The following is a 20,499-nucleotide window of genomic DNA, read 5'->3' as shown; positions in this document are numbered from 1 at the left end:
GAGTCAGTGCCAAAAATCCTGATCGTCGGTGGCGGATACGCCGGTTTCTACACTGCTCTGAAGCTCGAAAAGCGACTCCGTGTCGGTGAGGCAGACGTCACGGTCGTCGACCCGCTGCCCTACATGACCTACCAGCCGTTCCTTCCGGAGGTGGCAGCCGGATCCATCGAACCTCGGCACGCCGTGGTATCGCTCCGAAGACACCTGAAGTCCACCACGGTGATCACCGCCAAGGTCACCGCGATCGATCACGCCAACAAGACCGCGACCATCGCGCCCCAGGTGGGCGAACCGTGGGAGCTGTCGTACGACGTCGTCATCGTGACCGCCGGATCGGTGTCCCGCACCTTCCCGATCCCCGGCGTGGCCGACGAGGCCATCGGAATGAAGAACATCGAAGAGGCCGTCGCGGTACGCGACAAGCTGCTCACGAATTTCGAGGAGGCGGCGAACCTTCCCGCCGGTCCCGAGCGCGACCGACTGCTCACCTTCACGGTCATCGGCGGCGGATTCGCCGGCATCGAGATCTTCGGGGAACTGCGCAGCTTCGCCAGTTCGCTACTGAAGTACTATCCGACACTCACCTTCGACGACACCCATTTCCACCTCATCGAGGCGATGGGTCGGATCATGCCGGAGGTTACCCTCGAAACCAGCCACTGGGTGCTCAAGAACCTCGCCCAGCGGGGCGCAGAAGTGCACCTGGAAACGCAGCTCACCTCGGCCGTCGATGGTCACGTCGAGATGTCCACCGGGGAGTCCTTCGACTCCGACCTCATCATCTGGACCGCCGGCGTCATGGCTAACCCCGTGCTGCGCAACACCGACCTGCCGCGCGACGAACGCGGGCGCCTGCGTGTTGGTGCGGACCTGCGCGTGATCGATGACAACGGCGTGGTGGCGGATGCCTGGGGCGCCGGTGACGTGAGCGCCGTTCCAGACCTCACCGGCGGCGGGGTCGGCGGATTCTGCGTGCCCAACGCCCAGCACGCCGTTCGGCAAGGCAAGCTGATGGCCAAGAACGTCGTCGCACAGCTGCGCGGAGACGCCCCGGTGGAGTACTTCCACAAGAACCAGGGCGCGGTCGCCGGCATCGGCCTGTACGAAGGTGTCTTCCAGTCCAAGCGGCTGGCCATCAAGGGCGTCATCGCCTGGACGATGCACCGTGGTTACCACGGACTAGCCATGCCCATGTGGGAACGGAAGACCCGCGTGTTCGGCAACTGGTTCCTCAACTTGCTGTTGCGCCGCGACATCGTCTCACTGAAGCGCATCGAAGAGCCTCGTGCGATCTTCGCGGAGTTCGCCGCCCGGCCCAAGGTCTGACCATCGCACTTGCCGGTACCGCCCGCGTGGCCTAGCGTCGGCGGTATGCGGGTGCGGAGCGGAGGGTGAACACGCCCGATGCCGTAGTCGTCGGATCCGGCCCGAACGGGTTGGCGGCCGCCGTCACCCTGGCTAGGGCCGGACTGGCCGTTCTCGTGCTGGAGCGCGCCGACATGATCGGCGGGGGTGCCCGCACCCAGGAGCTGACCCTCCCCGGGTTTCTGCACGACGTCTGCTCGGCGGTCCACCCGATGGCGCTGGCCTCGGAGTTCTTCCAGCGGTTCCGTCTTGACGGAAGGATCGAACTGGTCACCCCTGAGATCTCCTACGGACATCCGCTTCCCGGCGGTGGCGCCGGAATCGCCTACCGCAGCCTGGACCGCACCGTCGAAAACCTCGGTGCCGACGGTCCGGCCTGGCGGCGACTGTTCAAACCGCTCGTGAAGCACAGCCGCGGCCTGGCGGACTTCACCGGAAACCAGCTGCTGCGTGTCCCGAGGGATCCGGTCACGGCCGGCCGGTTCGGATTGCGAGCCCTCGAGCAGGGCAGCGCCGCCTGGAATCTCCGATTCGCGCAGGAAACCGCCCCGGCGTTGCTCACCGGTGTCTTCGCCCACACCATCCGCGGGATGCCGAGCCTGTCGACGGCTGGCGCGGGACTGGTCCTAGCAACCTACGCCCACACGGTGGGCTGGCCGATCCCGGTCGGCGGAAGCGCCGCCATCGTCAAAGCTCTCGCCGACGACATCATCGCCCACGGGGGCGAAATCCGCACCGGGGTCGACGTCACCGATCTCGACGACCTGCCACAGGCGCGTCTGGTCATGCTCGATCTGACACCGCGGGCACTGCTGCAGCTCGCCGGCGATCGCCTGCCCTCTGGTTACTCCCGAAAACTGCGCGGGTTCCGCTACGGGAACGCGGTGGCGAAGGTGGACTTCGCACTGTCCGACCCGGTGCCGTGGCAACATCGCGAACTATGTTCCGCCGGAACGCTGCACGTCGGCGGCACGCGGGCCCAGCTGGCCCGCGCCGAAAACACGGTCGCGCGCGGCAGACATGCTGAGCATCCGTATGTGCTGGTGTCCCAGCCGACCATTCTGGATCCAACCCGGGCACCGGAAGGCAAGCACGTTCTCTGGACGTACACTCACGTGCCGCGTGGATCGACGATCGACCAATCCGACACAGTAATCCGGCAACTGGAACGGTATGCCCCAGGGTTCCGCGACACGATCCTGGCCGTTTCCAGTCGCACCGCCATCGAGGTCGAGCAGGAGAACCCCAACTACGTGGGTGGCGACATCGCCGCCGGCCGGGTCTCCATGCGGCAACTTCTGGCCAGGCCTGTTCTTTCCAGCGATCCGTGGCACACTCCGTTGCACGGCGTGTATTTATGCTCATCGTCGACCCCACCCGGACCGGGCGTGCACGGCCTGTGCGGGTGGCAAGCCGCGTTGAGCGCTCTTCGCACCGAATACGGGATCAGGCAGGCACCTGACCTCGCGGACTAGCGCAACGGAAGGTGGCGTCATGGCGGTCAACTATCGCGTGATTCAGTGCGATCCCCGGCACGTGTTCGAGGTTCTGGCCAACGGTTGGGTGTATCCGAGCTGGGTCGTCGGCGCCTCCCGAATGCGCGACGTGGACGAGGGGTGGCCGCAGCCGGGAACCGCGATCCACCACTCGTTCGGCGTCTGGCCCATGCTTTTGAACGACACCACATCGATGCTCGAGTGGGACCCGCCGCGCCACGCCATGATGAAGGCACGCGGCTGGCCGATCGGGGAAGCTCACGTCACGATCGACGTGCGGGAGCGCGGCGGCATGAGCAACGTCGGGATGATTGAAGACATCGTCTCAGGTCCGGCGCGGTTCATTCCCGGTCCGGTGCGTGAGACCGGCACTCACGCGCGCAATTCCGAGACGCTGCGCAGACTCGCATACCTGGCGGAGGGCTACGCGAAAAACGAACAGTAGGAGCAGGAAGTAGGCTGGGCACGGCCACGCCCCCGTAGCCCAATCGGCAGAGGCAAACGACTTAAAATCGTTCCAGTGTGGGTTCGAACCCCACCGGGGGTACGTGGGTCGAGCGGGGCATCACGCGTGCGGGGCTGCTGGCATCGAAGCACGGTACGGGCACGGTTTCGATACGGCTCGCGCTGGCGCTCGCCTACTCAACCGGCTGACCAGTCGCGCTGGCGCTCGCCTACTCAACCGGCTGACCAGTCGCGCTGGCGCTCGCCTACTCAACCGGCTGACCAGTCGCGCTGGCGCTCGCCTATTCAACCGGCTGACCAGTTGCGCTGGCGCTCGTCTACTCAACCGGCTCCGTCATCGTGGTTGTGACCGGTTGCCGGGGCCTCCCGGTTGATCGACCGCAGCATCCGCTACTCGGAGACCTCGACGAAACGGAACCATGCCCAGGTTGCGACACTCATCGCGGCGAACGCCGCCGCCGCCAATAGCCAACTCATCGCCGGGAAGTTCGCTAAGCCGTCCCCGAGGGCGACACCGGAGGCCAACGCGGTGCTGCCGGCGATCGTGGCGATCCACGCCGGGGTGGACCATTCTAGGATGGCCCGCCCGGGGAACCGTCCGATCGGCAGGCTCAGGACGACCAGCGAACCCGCTCCGCTCAGGCACAGAGCCGCCAAGGCTTCGCTGGCGAAGGAGCCCCAGAATCCGGTGACCGTCCCGAGCGCACCGTGTGCGACCCAGGCGGTGACCGACAGGGCTGCGATCGTGGCCAATTCCGCTAAGTTGACCATGGCCCGCGCCCGGGCCGCCAGAGGCGAACCGAAGGTCATACCGATGACCACCCCGGCGACCAACGGTGGTTCGAATCCCGCCATCCGTGACACGACGGCCACCAGCGCGGCCACCATCAGCAGCAACGGAAGGAACCTGACCTGACCGGTCAGCCGTTGTAACCGGGAGGTGGCGCGGGTTGCCACGGCGACACCGACAAGGTTGAGTACGGACAGAGCGAGCACGACGGCTGCCGTCAGCCGCAGGTAACGCACGTCGGCACCGACGCCGGTCGCGAGCACGACCAGACCCGCCGCGGCAGCAACTGACAACGCCCCGCTGAGAGAGGGGCTCCAACGCCCCCGCACCTCGGTGAGAGCAGGACGATTGCGACCGAAGAGCTGCGGACGCAACGGGATCCGTCCGCGGGACGCGGTCGCCAGCAACCGAAGCGGAACCGCAATCAGCGCGATGAACAACGCCACGGCCAGCGGGACGAGAGGCCAGTTGCTCCCGCCGAGCAATTCGGCCGGCGTAGACAGCGAGACGCCGAAACTTGTCGGAGCGCCCCAATTCGAACCGGCGGCCGGCGGCGTCCCCGGATCGGGAAGGGTGGGCAAAGGCGTGATGGGAACGGGCGCAGGAGTCACCGGGGGAGTCGGGAACGGGGACGCGCTGTGCGACGGTGCCGGCGGCACGACCACCGGGGGCACCGCAGCGGCTCGAGGTCCATAGAACACCCGCAGTTTCTGGCTTGGTGGGCTGTAGTTGCCCGCCAAATCACGTTGGATCGCCTGCACGTAGTGCGTGCCCGACCGGATGCCCGCTGCCGAGCAACTCCAGGATCCGGCGACGACCGAGGCGGAGCACACGATCCGCCCGTCGACATACACGTCTACCCAGCCGTGGGTTTCGCCGGTACCGGCATACCTGGCCGGCTGCTTCGCGACACGGGTGCGGGCGCGCGGAGCGGTGACCACGGGGGCGGGCGGCGCCACCTTGTCCACCGTGACCGTCTTGGCGCCGGACGGCTCGGAGAGGTCGCCGGGCTGGCCGATGCCGATCTTGGACTGCCGCGCCGAGACGTGATAGGTGCCGGAGGGTACCGCCAGCGAACACGACCAATAGCCGCTGTCCAGAGCCTTGGACACGCATCCGGGATCGGACGAGCCGGACACGCTCGTCACCACGCCGGCGCCGGGCATCGCAGTACCCGACACGATGCCGCTGGTGAGCAATGCCGCTGGGCCGTTCAGTGCCGGCGCTCCGAGCACGTCGACAGTGATCGCCACCTCGACGACGGCAGTGGGGCGGGGGCTGCTGCTGGGAGCCTGGGGACCGGACGCCGAGTCGTCCGTGCCCGCCGGGGCGTTCAGCGGCTGATCCGTGATCTGCGTGGCGACGATGTTCGCTCCGGCGCCGTTCGGCAATCCCGGCGCGGTGCATTGCCAGACCGTCTGGTCGTTGGCAGCGACCGCGCAAGTGGTGGCGCCGCTCACCGTGACGCCGCTTCCGGCTGGCTTGGTCCCGCGGATCTCGAACGGTGCGTTACTGCCGAGGAATGCGCCGTCGTGCGGCTCGGTAATGCCGAACGCAACCGGAGCGATCGGCGCGTCCTCCGCCACGGCCGTCCCGACGGTGGGGTCGAAAACCCCCACCAGCCCCACGGACGCCAGTACGCCGAGAACGGCCAGCACCGACAGGCGCCGATCCGGACGCGCCAGACGGTTCGTCACGCGATGGCGAGACGAACCGTGGCGGTCGTTCGGTTCCAAGGGCTGCACCGTACCTCCATTTAGCGTGGTGGATGACTCGATGTCAACTCCGCGAGGGCGCGGCGCCTTGACGAGCCCGGTGACGCGCGAGATCATTTCTCATCGAGAAACTTGGACGATTGACCAACATGGTGGAGATCCGATCGTGGCGGTACGCATCTGCGCAGGGAGGCCACGATGACTCGTTTGCGACCCGATCAGCGTCGACGCGCACTCGTTGACGCTGCGCTGCGCGTGATCAGCCGCGCGGGCGTCCGTGGTGCGACCACTCGGGCGATTGTCGCCGAAGCCGGAATGCCGCTCGGCAGCTTCCACTACGTCTTCCAGTCCCGCGACGCCATGCTCCGGGACCTCGTCGGCGTCGTCGTCGACCAGGAGCGACGTGTCGCATCGGATGCTGTGAGAGACGGCGGCGACATCCGCGCCACCGTCCGCAGCGCGCTGCAGGCATATTTTGACTTGGTCGTCGCCGATCCGTCCCGGGAACAGGCCATGTTCGAGCTTCTGCACTATGCACTGCGCACCGTCGGACTGGACGACCTGCCCGCCGCCCAGTACCGCAGTTACCGCGACGCGGCCGTGGAACTCCTCAAGCTCGGCGCCGAGCGAACCGGCGTGCGCTGGACCAGGCCGGTGGATGACCTCGCCAGGCTCGTGGTCACGTTCACCGACGGCCTCACCCTCGGCTGGCTCGCGGATCGGGATGATGCGGCGGCCGGCCGTGCCATGGACGCCGCCGCCGACGCGCTCGCAGCGTTCGCCGAACCCGCCATCGCGGCGACGATGCGGCGCAGCGCGTGACGGCACTGCAGCAGGCGCCCGCACCGTTCTCCGAGCCCACCAGGCGGGTTCCGGGCGCTGGATCGGCCTCTTCGTGACCGCGTGGCTCGGCATCTGGATGGCGCAGCTGACCCCGGTACAACTGCTGCTGCCGGCTCAGATCGAGGCGCGACTGCGCGCAACGTCCTGGCTGGACAACGTCCTGGCCTTTGGCATCGTCTCCGGCATCGCAGGACTGTGCGCGCTGGTGGCATACCCGCTCACCGGCGCACTGTCCGACCGCACCACGTCCCGATTCGGCCGACGACGGCCCTGGATTGCGGGCGGTGCCCTGGTTTTCGCCGCCGCCCTGCTGTCGCTCGGCGCCCAGGAAAGCATCTTCGGCATTGCGCTGTGCTGGGCGCTCGCGCTGACCGGGTTCTGCATGCTCACCGCCGCGCTGACCGCCGTGATCTCCGACCAGGTGCCGGTTGGCCAGCGGGGCTACGTCTCCGGTTGGATTTCCGCACCGCAAGCCATCGGCACCATTCTCGGGCTCGTACTGGTGATGGCGCTCTCGCTCGGCCAATTCCTTGGTTACGCCGTGATGGCGATACTCCTGCTGGTGCTGGTGCTGCCGTTCGTGCTCGCGGTCCCCGACGCGGTGCTGCCCCGCGAGGCCCGCACGCCGCTCAGCTTTTCCGTCTTGATTCAGGGATTGTGGATCAGCCCCCGCCGGTATCCGGACTTCGGCTGGACGCTGCTCAGCCGCATCCTGGTGAACTTCGGTAACGCGTTCGGCACGACCATGCTGCTGTACTTCCTGTGGTTCGGGCTCGGACTGGGTGAGGATGCCGCCGAGACGAGCCTGATCGTGCTCACCCTGATTTACATGGTGTTCGTGATCCTCGCCTCGCTGCTGCTCGGAAGACTCAGCGACAAGCTGAGCCGACGCAAGGTGTTCGTGTTCGTGGCCGCGGCGCTGCAGGCGCTCGCCGCGCTGATGCTGGCCATCGCGCCGAGCCTCGTCGTCGCGATGGTGGCCGCGGGCGTTCTCGGCCTGGGCTACGGATGCTTTCTCTCGGTCGACCAGGCGCTGGCCACCCAGGTGCTGCCAGCCGCAGAGGACCGCGGCAAGGACCTCGGCATCATGAACATCGCCACCGCCGTGCCACAGGCCATCGCACCGCTGCTCGGCGCGCTGCTCGTCGTCGCCTTCGGCGGCTTCACCGGCCTGTTCCTGCTGGCCGCGGCCGCCGCCATCGCCGGCGCGCTCACCGTCATCCCGATCAGATCGGTGCGCTGATGGTGCTGGAACTGACCCGTTCGTCGCACACCCCGTGGCAAAACCCGAGCGACTATTGGCCGGCGCTTCAGACCGCCACCGCCGAACTCGAGCCACCGTTTGGCGTGCTCAGCCTGCCCGCCCTCGCCCACAACGCCTACTCGATGTTGCAACGGGCCTCCGGCACCACCATCCGGGTGGCCAGCAAGTCGGTGCGGGTGCGCGGCGTGATCGACGCGGTGCTGGCCCTGCCGGGGTTTCGCGGCGTGCTGGCGTTCACCCTCGCCGAGGCGCTGTGGCTGGCGCGCGATTTCGATCACCGCGAGGGCATTCCGGATGTCGTCGTCGGCTACCCGACCACCGACCGCCGCAGCCTGGCAACCCTGGCCGCCGACCCGGCACTCGCCTCCCGGGTGACGCTGATGGTGGATTCGCTGGACCAGCTCGACATCGTGGACGCGGTCACCGCGCCGGGCGCGCGCGAGAGGATTCGGGTATGCCTGGAGCTGGACGCGTCCTGGAACTCCCGGTTTCTCGGGCACGTCGGAACCTGGCGGTCGCCGGTGCACAGCGTGGCAGAGGCGGCGGCGCTCGCACAGCAGATCGCGGCCAGGCCCGGATTCACCCTGGTCGGATTGATGGCCTACGAGGGCCAGATCGCCGGCGTGTTGGACCGACCGGCCGGCCACGCCTTGCGCGGCGCCACCATGCGCTGGATGCAACGGAAGTCGGTCAGGGAACTCGCCGGGCGACGTGCCGCCGCCGTGGCCGCGGTGCGCCAGATCGCCGACCTCGAGTTCGTCAACGGCGGCGGAACCGGATCGCTGGAATCCACCAGCGCCGAGCCGGCCGTGACCGAGATCGCGGCCGGCAGCGGGCTGTTCGGGCCGCACTTGTTCGACGGATACTCCCGGTTCCGGCCCGCGCCGGCCGCGGCGTTCGCGCTCGGCGTGGTGCGCAAACCGACACCGGACATGGCAACGTTGCTCGGTGGCGGCTGGGTCGCTTCCGGTTCGCCCGCCCCCGATCGGCTCCCGCAGCCGGTGTGGCCGCAACACCTCTCGTTGATACCCCGCGAGGGGGCCGGTGAGGTGCAGACCCCGGTTCGCGGCCGCGGAGCGCGAGCGCTTCGGGTGGGTGACCGAGTCTGGTTCCGGCACACCAAGGCCGGGGAGCTGAGCGAGCACCTGGCGCAATTCGCCGTCATCGACGGGAACCGGATCGTCGACACGCTCCCCACCTATCGCGGCGAGGGCCGCGTGTTCCTGTGACCGCCGGCGTTCCGTCGCTGGTTCACCGGGGTCGCCTCTGGCAGAACTGGGGGCGCAGCGCGGGCGTGCATCCGGAACTGGTGGCCCGGCCGACCAGCGTCGAGGAGGTCATCGCGGTCGTGCGCTATGCCCGCGATCGTGGGCTCCGGGTGAAACCGATCGGCGCCGGCCACAGCTTCTCCGGCATCGCGCTGGCAACGGGCATCCAGCTCGACCTTACGGCACTGACCGGCTTGCTCGCCGTCGACCGGGCCGCGATGACGGCCACCCTGGCCGCGGGCACCACGCTGCGGCAGATTCCCGCCCTGCTGCAACCGCACCAGCTGGCGATGGAAAACCTCGGCGACATCGACGCGCAGACGATCAGCGGTGCCACAGCCACCGGCACCCACGGCACCGGCTCGGCGTTCCGGGGCCTGGCCGCCCAGATCGTGTCCGCCACCCTCGTGACGGCGGAGGGCACCGTGCTGACGGTGAGCGAGACTGAGCATCCCGACTTGCTCCCCGCTGTGAAACTCGGAGTCGGAGCCCTGGGCGTGATCGTCGACCTCACCATCGCCTGTGTGCCGGCGTTTCTGCTGCACGCGCTGGAGCGGCCGGAACCGGTGGAGGCGGTCCTCGAGAACTTTGAGGAGACAGCCCGCGGCGTTGACCATTTCGAGTTCTACTGGTTCCCGCACACCGACACTGCGCTCACCAAGACGAACTCCAGACTGGATGCCGGCGAGCCGGCCGCTCCGCTGCCGAAGGTGCGGCGCTGGGTAGACGACGTGCTGGTGTCCAACGCCGCGTTGTCGCTCGCCTGCGGCATCGGCACACTGGCACCCGCGGCCACGCCGGCGATCAACCGTCTGGCCACCCGGTTGACCGGGCATCGGCAGTTCACGGATACCTCCGCTGCCGTGTTCACCACCCGTAGGAGCGTGCGCTTCCGGGAGATGGAGTACGCCTTGCCGCGCCAGGCGGTACCCGACGCGCTGCGGGCGGTGCGCGCCCTCATCGAGCGTTTGCAGTGGCGGATCTCGTTTCCGATCGAGGTGCGGGTGGCGGCCGCCGACGACCTGTGGCTGTCGACGGCGTACGGCCGGGACACCGGGTACATCGCGGTGCACCGCTACTTCCGCGAGGACTACCATCAGTACTTCAGAGCCGTCGAGGCGATCATGCGAGACCACGGCGGCCGTCCGCACTGGGGCAAGATTCACTTCCAGCAGGCGGTGTTCCTCCGCGAATCGTATCCGCGATTCGACGACTTCCTCGCGGTGCGCGACCGGCTCGATCCGGACCGCGTGTTCGCCAACCGTTACCTCGAAAGGGTGCTCGGACCATGACAGACCAATGGCGCGATGTACCGGCCCTGGCGCGGCGGATGCCGGCTGGATTCACGATGGGCGTGGCGACCTCGGCCTTCCAGATCGAGGGGGCCGTGCGGGAGGGTGGCCGGGGCGCATCGAATTGGGACGTGTTCATGGCGCAGCCGGGACGCATCCTGGACGGTTCGGCCGCCGCGGTCGCGGCCGACCACTTCCACCGAGTCCGCGAAGATGTGGCCCTGCTGCGGGACCTCGGTGTGGACGCCTACCGGTTCTCGCTCGCGTGGACCCGGCTGCAGCCGGAGGGCAAGGGGCCGGCCCACCGCGCCGGGGTGGCGTTTTACGACCAGTTGCTCGACGAACTTCTGGCCGCCGGCATCCGGCCGATGGCGACGCTGTACCACTGGGACACTCCCGAGCCACTGCAGCATGCCGGCGGCTGGCTGAACCGCGACACCGCGTACCGGCTGGCCGACTACGCCTACCTGGCCGGGGAGGCGTTCGGCGACCGGGTCGACAGCTGGGCGACCATCAACGAACCGGCCACGGTGACGCTGAACGGGTATGCCCTGGGCCTGCACGCGCCGGGGGCCACCTTGCTGTTCGACGCGCTGCCGGCGGCCCACCACCAGTTGCTCGGACACGGTCTGGCGGTGGAGGCGTTGCGGGCGGCCGGCGTGGCCGGCGGCATCGGGATCGTCAACGTGCACTCGCCCGTTGAGCCGGCCTCGGACAAGACCGCGGATGCGATGTATGCAGACCTGTTCGACGTGCTGCATAACCGGATGTACGCCGATCCGGTGCTGCTCGGGCGGTACCCGGAGTTGCCGGATCAACTGCCCGGCCAGATTCGCGACAAGTTCGCGTTCCTTGAATCCGTGGAACCCAGCGACCTGGAGGTCATGTCGCGCCCGCTGGATTTCTATGGGCTCAACTACTACCTGCCCACCCACATCCGGGCCGGTGCCCCGACCAGTTCCGCTACCCCGGACGGCCGCTCCGACGCGATGAAGGAACTGCCGTTCTCACTGGTGGACTGGCCGGAGTTCGCCAGGACGGGCTTCGGCTGGCCGATCGCCCCCGAGTATCTCACCGTGACGCTGCGGCAACTGGCAGAACGGTACGGGGACGACCTCCCGCCGGTGTACATCACCGAGGGTGGCGCCAGTTTTCCGGACACCGTCGCAGACGACGGCTCCATCGATGACCCGAGACGCGCGGCGTACCTCGCCGACCACCTGGCCGCGGCGTTCGGCGGCGCCGACGGCGTGGACGTGCGCGGCTACTTCGTCTGGTCGCTGCTGGACAACTGGGAGTGGGCGGCGGGCTTCACCCAGCGGTTCGGCATCGTGCACGTCGACGAACACACCCAGGACCGCACGCCCAAGGCGTCGTACCGCTGGTTGCAATCGCTGCTGCGTTCGCGGTAACCCGTGGGTCCGGTGGCCCCCATCCCCGGTGGTCCCCGGTCGTCGAGCCCTGCCTAGGGCGTCTGCCGGCGCAGGGTGAGTGCGCCCACGATGATACTGCCGAGCGCGAACGCGCCGATGATGATCAACTCGCGGCCGATCCACTCGGCATCGTGCGAGTCGGCCGCCACCGCGTTCAGCGCGTCGATCGCGTGCGAGAGCGGCAGCCAGTCCGAGATCTGGCGCAACACATCCGGCAGCTGGTCGCGCGGCAGGAAGATGCCGCCGAGCAAGATCTGCGGGAAAATCACAGCGGGCATGAACTGCACCACCTGGAACTCAGTGCGCGCGAAGGCGCTCGCCAGCAGCCCCAGCGTCGTGCCGAGCACGGCATCCAGCAGCGCGATCGCCAGCAGCATCCAGATCGACCCCTCGATCGTGAGCCCGCACACCCACACCGCGAAGGCGACCGCAACAGCCGCCTGCGCGATGGCCAGCAGCCCGAAGGCGAGGGTGTAGCCGAGGATGTAGTCGAACTTGCTGAGCGGCATCGTCAGCAGCCGCTCCAGGGTGCCGCTGCGACGCTCCCGCAACGTCGAGATGCTGGTGATCAGGAACATGATGATGAACGGGAACAGGGCCAGGATCGCCGGTCCGATCAGCTCGAACACCGGAGTGTCGGCGAACAGCCAGGCAATCAACCCGATGAGCAGGCTCGGCACCACGAGCAGCAGTCCAACGGTGCGCGGGTCGTGGCGGATCTGGGTGAGCACCCGGCCGGCGGTGGCGAGGGTCCGCGAGGCGTTCATCAGGCCGCCTTGTGCTTCGGATGCCGGGCGATGAGGGCGAGGAACGCCGACTCGGCGTCTCTAGTTTCGGTCTCCTCAAGCAATCCGGTCGGCGTGGTGTCGGCGAGCAGCTCGCCGTCGCGCATCAGGAGCAGCCGATCGCACCGGGTGGCCTCGTCCATCACATGACTGGAGACCAGCAGCGTGCTGCCGGCCGCGGCCAGGTCTCGGAACAGATTCCACAGTTGCACCCGCAGCACGGGGTCGAGGCCCACCGTGGGTTCGTCGAGCACGAGCAGTTCGGGGGAGCCGAGGAGCGCGACGGCGAGCGAGACTCGGCTGCGCTGCCCGCCGGACAAGGACGCGACCAGTTGGTTCAGTTGACCGGTGAGGTCGGTGGCCTGGGCAACCCGGTCGATTTCGCTGCGCGGCACCCCGAGGATCGATCGGAAGTAGGCGAAGTTCTGCCGCACGGTGAGGTCGTCGTAGACGCTGGCTTCTTGGGTGTCGTAGCCGATGCGGCGGCGCAGGCTCGGGTGACCTGCCGGTTTGCCCAGCACCGTCACGATGCCGGCGTCGATCTTCTGCGTGCCGACGATGGTGCGCATCAGGGTGGTTTTGCCGCATCCGCTGGGCCCGAGTAGGCCGACCACCGCGCCCCGGGTCACGGCGACGTCGATGCCGTGGAGCACCTCGCGCTTATCCCGACGGATGCGCAGGCTGTCGATCACGATCACCGGATCGGAATTCATCATGTAGTGAATTCTTTACTCGCACAGGAACCCTGTCAAGAGCCTTGTTCGTCGGCAACCGGTCCGGTCGCCGACCCGTTGCCGTAACCGAGAAGGTGCCACTGGATGACCGGGCCGACGCGTGCCACGATCTCGGCCGGCGGCGCCGAGGCGATCGGTTCCACCTTGAGTACGTACCGCGTGATCACGAGCCCCAGCACCTGGGAGGCGGCCAGCGCCGCTCGCAGGTCGGCGTCATCGGTGTGCAGTTCGCGAGCGATCTTCAAGAACACCTCGCGGACCAGGAATTCTTTGACGATACCGCCGACCAGGCGGTTTCCGACGACGTTTCGCAGGATGCTCGCGGCACGGCGCTGCGCGGCGGGAGTGCTTAGCGCTGCGAGCAGGTGGCTCACCACGTTGTGGCCGAATTCCTCACGCGGACCAGCCAGCACCTCGGCCACCAGTTTGTCCGGGCGGAACGGGGTCTCCAGTTGCGCGGTGAAGAGATCCGCCTTGTCGTCGAAGTAGTAGTGCACCAGTGCCGGGTCAACGCCGGCGCGGTGGGCGATGGCGCGCAGCGACGCGGCCTCATAACCGCGTTCGGCGAACTCCTCCGTCGCGGCCCGCACGATGTCAGCTTTGGTCTGCGCTCCGCGGGCCGCGTGCGGCCGGCCGCGCGGCCGGGTGGTCGGCCGAATTGCCTCGCTCACGGCCCCAGCCTAGACCGGGCGTTCGTCCGGCAGGCTTCGAGGTTGGTGAGAGAGCAGAGAAGTGTCAGTTTGCTTGGCTATAGTTATCTCGAAATGCGGCCGTGGCGCCGGCATCCAACCCGAGGTGCACGGTACGAACGCACGGGGAACGCACAGAGGAGCTCTCAGCAGTGGATTCACTTATCGTCATAGGCATCATCGTCCTGATCGTTGTGATTCTCGGCGTCTATCTGTGGTCCACGTACAACGGGCTCGTGCGATTCAACGTGCGAGTCGACGAGGCCTGGAGCGACATCACCGTCCAACTCAAACGCCGTGCTGACCTGATCCCCAACCTGATCGAATCGGTCAAGGGCTACGCCGCACATGAGAAGGGCGTCTTCGAAAGCGTCACTCGTGCGCGCGCGGAGACCCTGTCCGCGCAAGGGCCGGCAGAAGCGGGAGTTGCCGAGGGGCACATGCAAGCCGCCTTGAAGAGCATCTTCGCCGTCGCCGAGGCATACCCGCAACTGCAGGCCAGCCAGAACTTCCTGCAGCTGCAGGGCGAGTTGGTCGATACCGAAGACAAAATTCAGGCCTCGCGACGCTTCTACAACGGCGGTGTGCGCGAGCTCAACACGAAGATCCGAGTGTTCCCCAACACGCTATTCGTGCGATCGCTGGGCTTCACCGAGCGCGACTTCTTCGAGGTCCCCGACTCGGCCGCCGTCGCCGAGCCGCCCCGCGTGCAGTTCTAACTGAACCGCTTCCATGTACTCCGCCATTGCGCGCAACAAGCGCAACACGGTCTTCATCATCCTGTTGTTCCTCCTGGTCATCGGCGCGCTCGGATTGCTCGCAGGGTGGGTGTACAACGACTTGTCGATCACGATCACCGTGCTGGTGATCGCCACGATCTATGCCGTCATCCAGTACTTCGCGGCCAGCTCACTTGCGGTATCGATGGCCGGCGGCCACGAAATCCGCAAGTCAGATAACCCGCGGGTCTACCGGATCGTGGAGAACCTCGCCATCACGACGGGGTTGCCGACACCGAAGATCTACATCGTGGACGACCCGGCACCGAACGCGTTCGCCACGGGCCGGGATCCGAAGACGGCAAGCGTCGCCGTCACGACTGGCCTGCTGGACATCATGGACGACCAGGAGCTCGAGGCGGTCATGGCCCACGAGATGGGCCATGTGCAGAACTACGACATCCGCGTCACCATGATCGTCTTCGGACTCGTGGTGGCTGTCGGGTTCATCGCCGACATGTTCCTGCGCATCGGGTTGTACGGCGGGGGCCGGAACCGCAACAACGGCGGCGGCAATCCGATCGTGCTCGTCTTCGGTCTTGCGGCGATGATCGTCGCGCCCCTGGTGGCGGCGGCGGTGCAGGCTGCGGTGTCCCGGCAGCGCGAATATCTCGCGGATGCCACCAGCGCCATGACCACACGCAACGCGCCCGCGCTCGCGACCGCGCTGGAGAAGCTCGCCGAGTACGGGCAGCCGATGCGCCGGCAGAACTCCACCATGGCGCACCTGTGGATCTCCGACCCGATGAACCCCGGGTTCATGAGCCGCCTGTTCAGCACGCACCCGCCCATTCCGGATCGGATTGCCCGGCTGGAGAAGATCGGTCGCACGTTCTAACCCGCCCAGCGATAGGTTTCCGGTCGAGCGTGCCCGCCGCGGCGGGCGATGTCGTCCGGAAGGCTATCAGTCGGCGGGGGTAACCGCCCGCTGACCCAACTCCGCCGCCACCGCCGCGGCCAGGTTCCCCCTGTTCATCACCTCGACCGAGTCGAGACCCTGCCACTGCGCGGTGCTCCGCAGCAACGGCGCGAGCCGCGCCGCCGTGTGCTGCGGCGCATCCGGCTCCTGCCACGCCGCCTGCACCCGCAGCACCCCGTTCTGCCGGTCGCTCTTGAGATCCACCCGCCCGACCAGCGCGTCGTCCACCAGGAGCGGCAGCACGTAGTATCCGAACACCCTCTTCGGCTTGGGCGTGTAGATCTCGATGCGGTAGTGGAATCCGAACATCCGCTGCGCCCGCGGGCGATCCCACACAATCGGGTCGAACGGGGACAACAGCGCGGTCGCGTCGATCCGCCGCGGGATCCGCGCATCCCGGTGCAGCCACGCCGGACGGTTCCAGCCCGGAACCGTGACCGGCGAAATCAGCCCCTCGTCTTCGAGCGCCCGCAACGCCGGTATGACGTCTTTGCTCTTCAGCCGGAAATAGTCGCCCAAGTCGGATGCCGTGCCGATTCCGTGCGCCCGAGCGGCGTGCGCGAGCAGCTGTTTGAAAGACTCCTGCTCGGACACCTCGCGCGCCAGCAGCTCCGAGGGCAAGATCTGCTCCGGCAGCGCGTAGGTGCGCTCGAAGCGCTGCCGACCCGCGCTGACCAGCTCACCCCAACGGAACAGCACTTCCAGCCCTCTCTTCACGTCCGACCAGCCCCACCACGGACCGGACCGCTTATTGGCATCGTGTTCGACTGCGCTGGCAGGCAGCGGGCCCTTGTCGGCCAACTCAGCCTTGAGCCAGGCGATCATGGGACCGTTCGCATGGGACCATGCCGTGTGATCGTCGGCCGAGCGCTGCCGGAAGCGCTCCATCCGCCACCGCAACAACGGCCAAGTCTCCACGGGAATGATCGCAGCCTCATGCGCCCAGTACTCCAAGTACCGGCCCTTCCTGGGGAACGCGAGGGCATCCAGCGTCGTCTTGTCGTACGGGCCCAGCCGGGCGAGCGCCGGAAGGTAGTGGCTGCGCTCGAACACGTTCACCGAGTCAAGCTGCAACAGTCCCAGCCGCTCGATCAGCAGATTCAACTGGCGCGTCCCGACAGCGGTGACGGGCTTGCGGCCGAAACCCTGCGCCGCCAGCGCAATTCGTCGAGCCGTCGCCGGCGACACTGTCTCTCTCATCAGAACTGACCCTATCGGCCCGCCCGGACAGCGGCCCGCGAAGCTGGGACCCAGGATGCTTCCTCGTAAACTAGCCTGGTGATCTTTCGCAAGCGCACACCCCCGGCATCCTCCGCCGTGCCCGCGAACGACGTAGCGGTCCCGCAGGGCGTCCGGATCGCCGCGGCGTGGTCCTGGCGGCTGCTGTTGATCCTGGCGGTGCTGGCCGTGCTGATCTACATCGTCATCCAGCTCCGGCTGATCGTCATCCCGTTGCTCGTGTCCACGCTGCTCGCGGCACTGCTCGTGCCGTTCGTGCAGTTCCTGCGGCGTCATCGGTGGCCCAAGTGGCTGGCCGTGACGCTCGCCGAACTCGGGCTGATCGGCGTGGTCTCGGCGTTGGTCTTTCTCGTCGTCGCCCAGGTGCGCGCCGGGTTCCCGGACCTGCAGGTGCAGAGCGTTCAGGCGTGGGAGCAGTTTAAGCAGTTCCTGCTCGAGTCGCCGCTGCATCTGACTGATTCCCAGATCACTCAGTACGCCGACCAAGTCTGGAACTCCGTGCAGCAGGACAGCCAAGTCTGGGTGAGCGGTGCGTTGTCGGTGGGTTCCAGTGCCGGGCACTTCCTGGCCGGTCTGCTGCTCACGTTGTTCACGACCCTGTTCATCCTCATCGACGGTCGCGGCATGTGGGAGTGGACGGTGAGGCTGTTCCCGAAACGCGCCCGCGTTGCCGTTGACAAGTCCGGCCGGGTCGGCTGGGCGACACTCACGTCGTTCGTCAGGGTGCAGATCTTCGTCGCCGCGATCGACGCCATCGGAATCGGAGTCGGCGCACTCGTTCTGGGCCTGCCGCTGGCTATTCCCATCGCCGCCCTGGTGTTCCTCGGATCCTTCATTCCCATCGTCGGTGCGGTGGCCACCGGAGCACTCGCGGTGTTCGTGGCGCTGATCTACAAAGACGTGGTGATCGCCTTGATCATGCTGGCCATCGTGCTTCTGGTCCAGCAGATCGAGGGACACGTTCTGCAGCCGCTGGTGATGGGAAGCGCCGTCAAGGTGCATCCGGTCGCCGTTGTGTTCGCAGTTGCGGCAGGCAGCTTCCTGGCGGGCATCCCCGGCGCACTGTTCGCGGTGCCCGTCGTGGCGGTCTTGAACGTCATGATCCGGTTTATCGCCAGTGGAAGATGGCGCGCCGATCCCGGTGCGTTGAGCGTCGATTCCTTCGGGAAGAACGGGGCAGTAGATGCCTGAACGTGTCCTTGTCGGTCCTACACTGGCGGACATTGAAGCGGCACGGGAGGTGGTGTCCGGAATCGCCTCCGTCACTCCGATGGAGAGTTCACGGTTCCTCGCGGAGATCCTCGGGGTCCCGGTGTACCTCAAGTGCGAGAACCTGCAGCGCACCGGATCCTATAAGGTGCGTGGCGCGTACAACCGGATGGCGAAGCTGTCAGCGGCCGAGCGTGCCCGCGGCGTGGTCGCCGCCTCGGCCGGGAATCATGCCCAGGGGGTGGCCCTGGCTGCCCGGGAGTTGGGGATCGCGGCGACCATTTTCATGCCTGTCGGGGTTGCTCTGCCCAAGCTCCAGGCCACCCGGCGTTACGGCGCCGACGTCGTGCTGCGCGGGCACACCGTCGACGAACCGCTGCGGGCGGCTGCGGAGTTCGCCAGGGAGACCGGCGCGGTGCTCATCCCGCCGTTCGACCACGTCGACATCATCGCGGGCCAGGGAACACTGGGGTTGGAGATTCTCGACCAGGTCCCAGATCTTGAGAGCGTGATCGTCCCGATCGGCGGGGGAGGGCTGATCTCCGGCATCGCCAGCGCGCTGAAACTTCTGGGCACTCGGGACTCCCGCACCTTCCGGGTGATCGGCGTGCAGGCGGAGAACTCCGCGCCGTATCCGGTCTCGCTGAGAAACGGCGAACCGACCGAGATCACCATCTCGCCCACCATCGCCGACGGCATTGCGGTGAGCAAGCCCGGGGAATTGAACTTCCAAATTATCCGGGACCTGGTCGACGAGGTCGTCACGGTCAGCGACGATGACATCGCCAGGGCGCTGCTGATGCTGATGGAGCGCGCCAAACTTGTCGTCGAGCCGGCCGGGGCCGTGGCGGTCGCGGCGATTCTGACCGGACAGGTGACCAGCACCGGCCCGACCGTCGCGGTACTCAGCGGCGGGAACATCGACCCGCTGGTGATGGAACGGGTGATCGCGCTCGGCCTGGCCGCCTCGGACCGCTACCTCAAGTTGAAGCTCCTGCTGCCGGATCGTCCGGGACAGCTCGCCCGAGTCTCGAACCTCATCTCGGAGGTCAACGCGAACGTCGTCGAGGTTCTGCACACGCGCCACGGCCGCGGCGCGCTGATCAGCGAAGTGGAACTCGAGTTGAGCCTGGAAACGCGTGGACCGGAACACGTCCAACGGGTGTTGGACCGGTTGCGGGAGGACGGTTACGACCCGCGGGTGAGCTGACCCGGCCCCGGGGGATCAGGGCTCGAAGATCTCCACTTTGACGATCTTCACCGTGATCTCCTTGCCGGTCGGCGCGGTGTAGCGCACCGTCTCGCCTTGCTTGTGGCCGATGATCGCCATGCCGAGCGGGCTCTGCTCGCTGTAGACGTTGAGATCGCTGTCGCCGGCGATCTCCCGGTTGCCGACGAGGAAGATGCTCTTGTCGCCGGCGATGTTGGCCGTGACGAGCATGCCGGGCTCCACGATGCCGTCATCGGCGGGGGCATCACCGACGGTGGCCGTACGCAGCAGAGTCGTGAGTTGGCGGATCCGGGCCTCGATCTTGCCCTGCTCCTCTTTCGCGGCATGGTAGCCGCCGTTTTCCTTGAGGTCGCCTTCTTCTCGCGCCAGTTCGATCTTCTTGGCGATCTCGACGCGACCCTGAGTGCTCAGCGTTTCGAGTTCGGCCGTCAGCCGGTCGAAGGCCTCCTGCGTCAGCCAGGTGACGTTGCTGGCGTTAGCGATATCGGTCATCGTGCACTCCTTACCTCTGCCGGACCGGGCGTTCGGCAACAAAACAAATGAGACCGGCCGAGGGGCCGGTCTCTTATGCGATTCCCCCCAGCTTACGTGAGCCAGCAGCGGTATATCAAGCCTGTGAACGCGCGCTCCGCCGTGCGCACGGTCTGCGTGAACGATCGGGTGAAGCGGTCCGAGGCAGGGATGTCGACGATTTTCCAGCCGATGATCCCGTGTTGTTCGTTCTGGGCCTGAAGCGCGCAACTGGTGGCCGACCCCGGTGGCACCGAGAGTTCGAAGTTGATGGTGACACTGTACTGGTCGATGACCCGGTGGCCGAGGTCGTTGGTTTCCAGGGCTGAACCGCCCAGGCTTCCCGCCACGAGCCAGATCCCTAGTGCGAGCACCAGCGCGCCGACGGCTCCGATGACGGCCCAGCGGGCGCCGCGCGGCAGCGGCTTCCGGCGACCGTAGCGTGCATCGAGGGCAGGGTTGGTCACGGTTCC

General features: G+C 67.2%; 19 protein-coding genes and 1 tRNA gene. 13 read left to right on the top strand and 7 right to left on the bottom strand.

Translation table 11 applies throughout. The features are described 5' to 3' along the window. Window positions 1-6 precede the first annotated feature (6 nt). The 4 genes from ABFX56_RS04690 to ABFX56_RS04675 all read left to right on the top strand — a co-directional run bounded on the left by ABFX56_RS04690 (window position 7) and on the right by ABFX56_RS04675 (window position 3,408). The gene (locus tag ABFX56_RS04690) at window positions 7-1,326 is read left to right on the top strand and encodes an NAD(P)/FAD-dependent oxidoreductase (protein ID WP_346232104.1); all 1,320 of its coding nucleotides are present in this window, start codon (window positions 7-9) and stop codon (window positions 1,324-1,326) included. A 65-nt stretch (window positions 1,327-1,391) separates the two neighbouring features. Then, window positions 1,392-2,840, top strand: coding sequence for a phytoene desaturase family protein (locus ABFX56_RS04685; protein ID WP_346232103.1), 1,449 nt, complete (start codon window positions 1,392-1,394; stop codon window positions 2,838-2,840). Between the two features lie 19 nt (window positions 2,841-2,859). Continuing rightward, window positions 2,860-3,306 carry an SRPBCC family protein gene (locus tag ABFX56_RS04680; RefSeq protein ID WP_346232102.1) on the top strand — a complete coding sequence of 149 codons (447 nt, stop codon included), beginning with the start codon at window positions 2,860-2,862 and terminating at the stop codon, window positions 3,304-3,306. Between the two features lie 28 nt (window positions 3,307-3,334). Further along, a tRNA-Leu gene (locus ABFX56_RS04675) sits at window positions 3,335-3,408 on the top strand. A gap of 308 nt (window positions 3,409-3,716) precedes the next feature. Here the strand turns inward: ABFX56_RS04675 and ABFX56_RS04670 are convergent. Beyond that, window positions 3,717-5,813: a hypothetical protein gene (locus tag ABFX56_RS04670; protein WP_346232101.1), complete on the bottom strand. Its 2,097-nt coding sequence runs from the start codon at window positions 5,811-5,813 to the stop codon at window positions 3,717-3,719. Window positions 5,814-6,029: 216 nt separating this feature from the next. On the opposite strand from ABFX56_RS04670, the gene ABFX56_RS04665 reads away from it, so the two are divergent. From ABFX56_RS04665 to ABFX56_RS04645, 5 genes are all read left to right on the top strand, one after another. Then, window positions 6,030-6,653 carry a TetR/AcrR family transcriptional regulator gene (locus tag ABFX56_RS04665; RefSeq protein ID WP_346232100.1) on the top strand — a complete coding sequence of 208 codons (624 nt, stop codon included), beginning with the start codon at window positions 6,030-6,032 and terminating at the stop codon, window positions 6,651-6,653. 73 nt (window positions 6,654-6,726) lie between these two features. After that, window positions 6,727-7,917, top strand: a complete 1,191-nt coding sequence (locus ABFX56_RS04660) for an MFS transporter (protein WP_346232099.1) — start codon at window positions 6,727-6,729, stop codon at window positions 7,915-7,917. Continuing rightward, the gene (locus ABFX56_RS04655; protein ID WP_346232098.1) at window positions 7,917-9,167 is read left to right on the top strand and encodes an alanine racemase; all 1,251 of its coding nucleotides are present in this window, start codon (window positions 7,917-7,919) and stop codon (window positions 9,165-9,167) included. Before ABFX56_RS04660 ends, ABFX56_RS04655 begins: the two co-directional genes overlap by 1 nt. A gap of 17 nt (window positions 9,168-9,184) precedes the next feature. Then, window positions 9,185-10,498 (top strand): D-arabinono-1,4-lactone oxidase, encoded by a 1,314-nt coding sequence (locus ABFX56_RS04650; RefSeq protein ID WP_428834422.1) that lies wholly within the window; start codon window positions 9,185-9,187, stop codon window positions 10,496-10,498. Then, on the top strand, window positions 10,495-11,910 hold the full coding sequence (locus ABFX56_RS04645) for a GH1 family beta-glucosidase (RefSeq protein ID WP_346232096.1): 1,416 nt from the start codon (window positions 10,495-10,497) through the stop codon (window positions 11,908-11,910). Before ABFX56_RS04650 ends, ABFX56_RS04645 begins: the two co-directional genes overlap by 4 nt. Window positions 11,911-11,963: 53 nt before the next feature. Here ABFX56_RS04645 and ABFX56_RS04640 read toward each other — a convergent pair whose 3' ends face one another. Genes ABFX56_RS04640 through ABFX56_RS04630 form a run of 3 tightly spaced genes read right to left on the bottom strand, consistent with a single transcriptional unit; the run spans window position 11,964 to window position 14,121 of the window. Continuing rightward, the gene (locus ABFX56_RS04640; protein ID WP_346232095.1) at window positions 11,964-12,698 is read right to left on the bottom strand and encodes an ABC transporter permease; all 735 of its coding nucleotides are present in this window, start codon (window positions 12,696-12,698) and stop codon (window positions 11,964-11,966) included. After that, complete coding sequence (locus ABFX56_RS04635; RefSeq protein WP_346232094.1) at window positions 12,698-13,432, bottom strand: ABC transporter ATP-binding protein; 735 nt, start codon at window positions 13,430-13,432, stop codon at window positions 12,698-12,700. The genes ABFX56_RS04640 and ABFX56_RS04635 overlap by 1 nt, the downstream gene beginning before the upstream one ends. Window positions 13,433-13,464: 32 nt before the next feature. Next, window positions 13,465-14,121, bottom strand: a complete 657-nt coding sequence (locus ABFX56_RS04630) for a TetR/AcrR family transcriptional regulator (RefSeq protein ID WP_346232093.1) — start codon at window positions 14,119-14,121, stop codon at window positions 13,465-13,467. Window positions 14,122-14,291: 170 nt separating this feature from the next. Here ABFX56_RS04630 and ABFX56_RS04625 point away from each other — a divergent pair, with 170 nt between their 5' ends. Next, entirely contained in the window at window positions 14,292-14,858 is a 567-nt protein-coding gene (locus tag ABFX56_RS04625) for a LemA family protein (RefSeq protein ID WP_346232092.1), read from the top strand. Between the two features lie 13 nt (window positions 14,859-14,871). Then, window positions 14,872-15,756 (top strand): M48 family metalloprotease, encoded by an 885-nt coding sequence (locus ABFX56_RS04620; protein ID WP_346232091.1) that lies wholly within the window; start codon window positions 14,872-14,874, stop codon window positions 15,754-15,756. Between the two features lie 66 nt (window positions 15,757-15,822). Here the strand turns inward: ABFX56_RS04620 and ABFX56_RS04615 are convergent, their stop codons facing one another. Continuing rightward, complete coding sequence (locus ABFX56_RS04615) at window positions 15,823-17,037, bottom strand: winged helix-turn-helix domain-containing protein (protein ID WP_346232090.1); 1,215 nt, start codon at window positions 17,035-17,037, stop codon at window positions 15,823-15,825. A gap of 78 nt (window positions 17,038-17,115) precedes the next feature. Between ABFX56_RS04615 and ABFX56_RS04610 the strand changes: the two genes are divergently transcribed. Then, entirely contained in the window at window positions 17,116-18,267 is a 1,152-nt protein-coding gene (locus tag ABFX56_RS04610; protein WP_346232089.1) for an AI-2E family transporter, read from the top strand. Next, window positions 18,260-19,495, top strand: a complete 1,236-nt coding sequence (gene ilvA / locus ABFX56_RS04605; RefSeq protein WP_346232088.1) for a threonine ammonia-lyase — start codon at window positions 18,260-18,262, stop codon at window positions 19,493-19,495. The genes ABFX56_RS04610 and ilvA overlap by 8 nt, the downstream gene beginning before the upstream one ends. Before the next feature lie 15 nt (window positions 19,496-19,510). On the opposite strand, the gene greA is transcribed toward ilvA, so the two are convergent. Both greA and ABFX56_RS04595 read right to left on the bottom strand, forming a co-directional pair. Then, on the bottom strand, window positions 19,511-20,008 hold the full coding sequence (greA, locus tag ABFX56_RS04600) for a transcription elongation factor GreA (RefSeq protein ID WP_346232087.1): 498 nt from the start codon (window positions 20,006-20,008) through the stop codon (window positions 19,511-19,513). A 92-nt stretch (window positions 20,009-20,100) separates the two neighbouring features. Further along, on the bottom strand, window positions 20,101-20,493 hold the full coding sequence (locus ABFX56_RS04595; RefSeq protein WP_346232086.1) for a DUF4307 domain-containing protein: 393 nt from the start codon (window positions 20,491-20,493) through the stop codon (window positions 20,101-20,103). Between the last annotated feature and the right edge of the window lie 6 nt (window positions 20,494-20,499).

The sequence above is a fragment of the Parafrigoribacterium mesophilum genome (assembly GCF_039652555.1).
In the GTDB taxonomy this organism is placed as follows: Bacteria; Actinomycetota; Actinomycetes; order Actinomycetales; family Microbacteriaceae; genus Parafrigoribacterium; species Parafrigoribacterium mesophilum.
The sequence above is the reverse complement of the archived record's forward strand: the minus strand, read 5'-3'. Positions and strand labels throughout refer to the sequence as shown.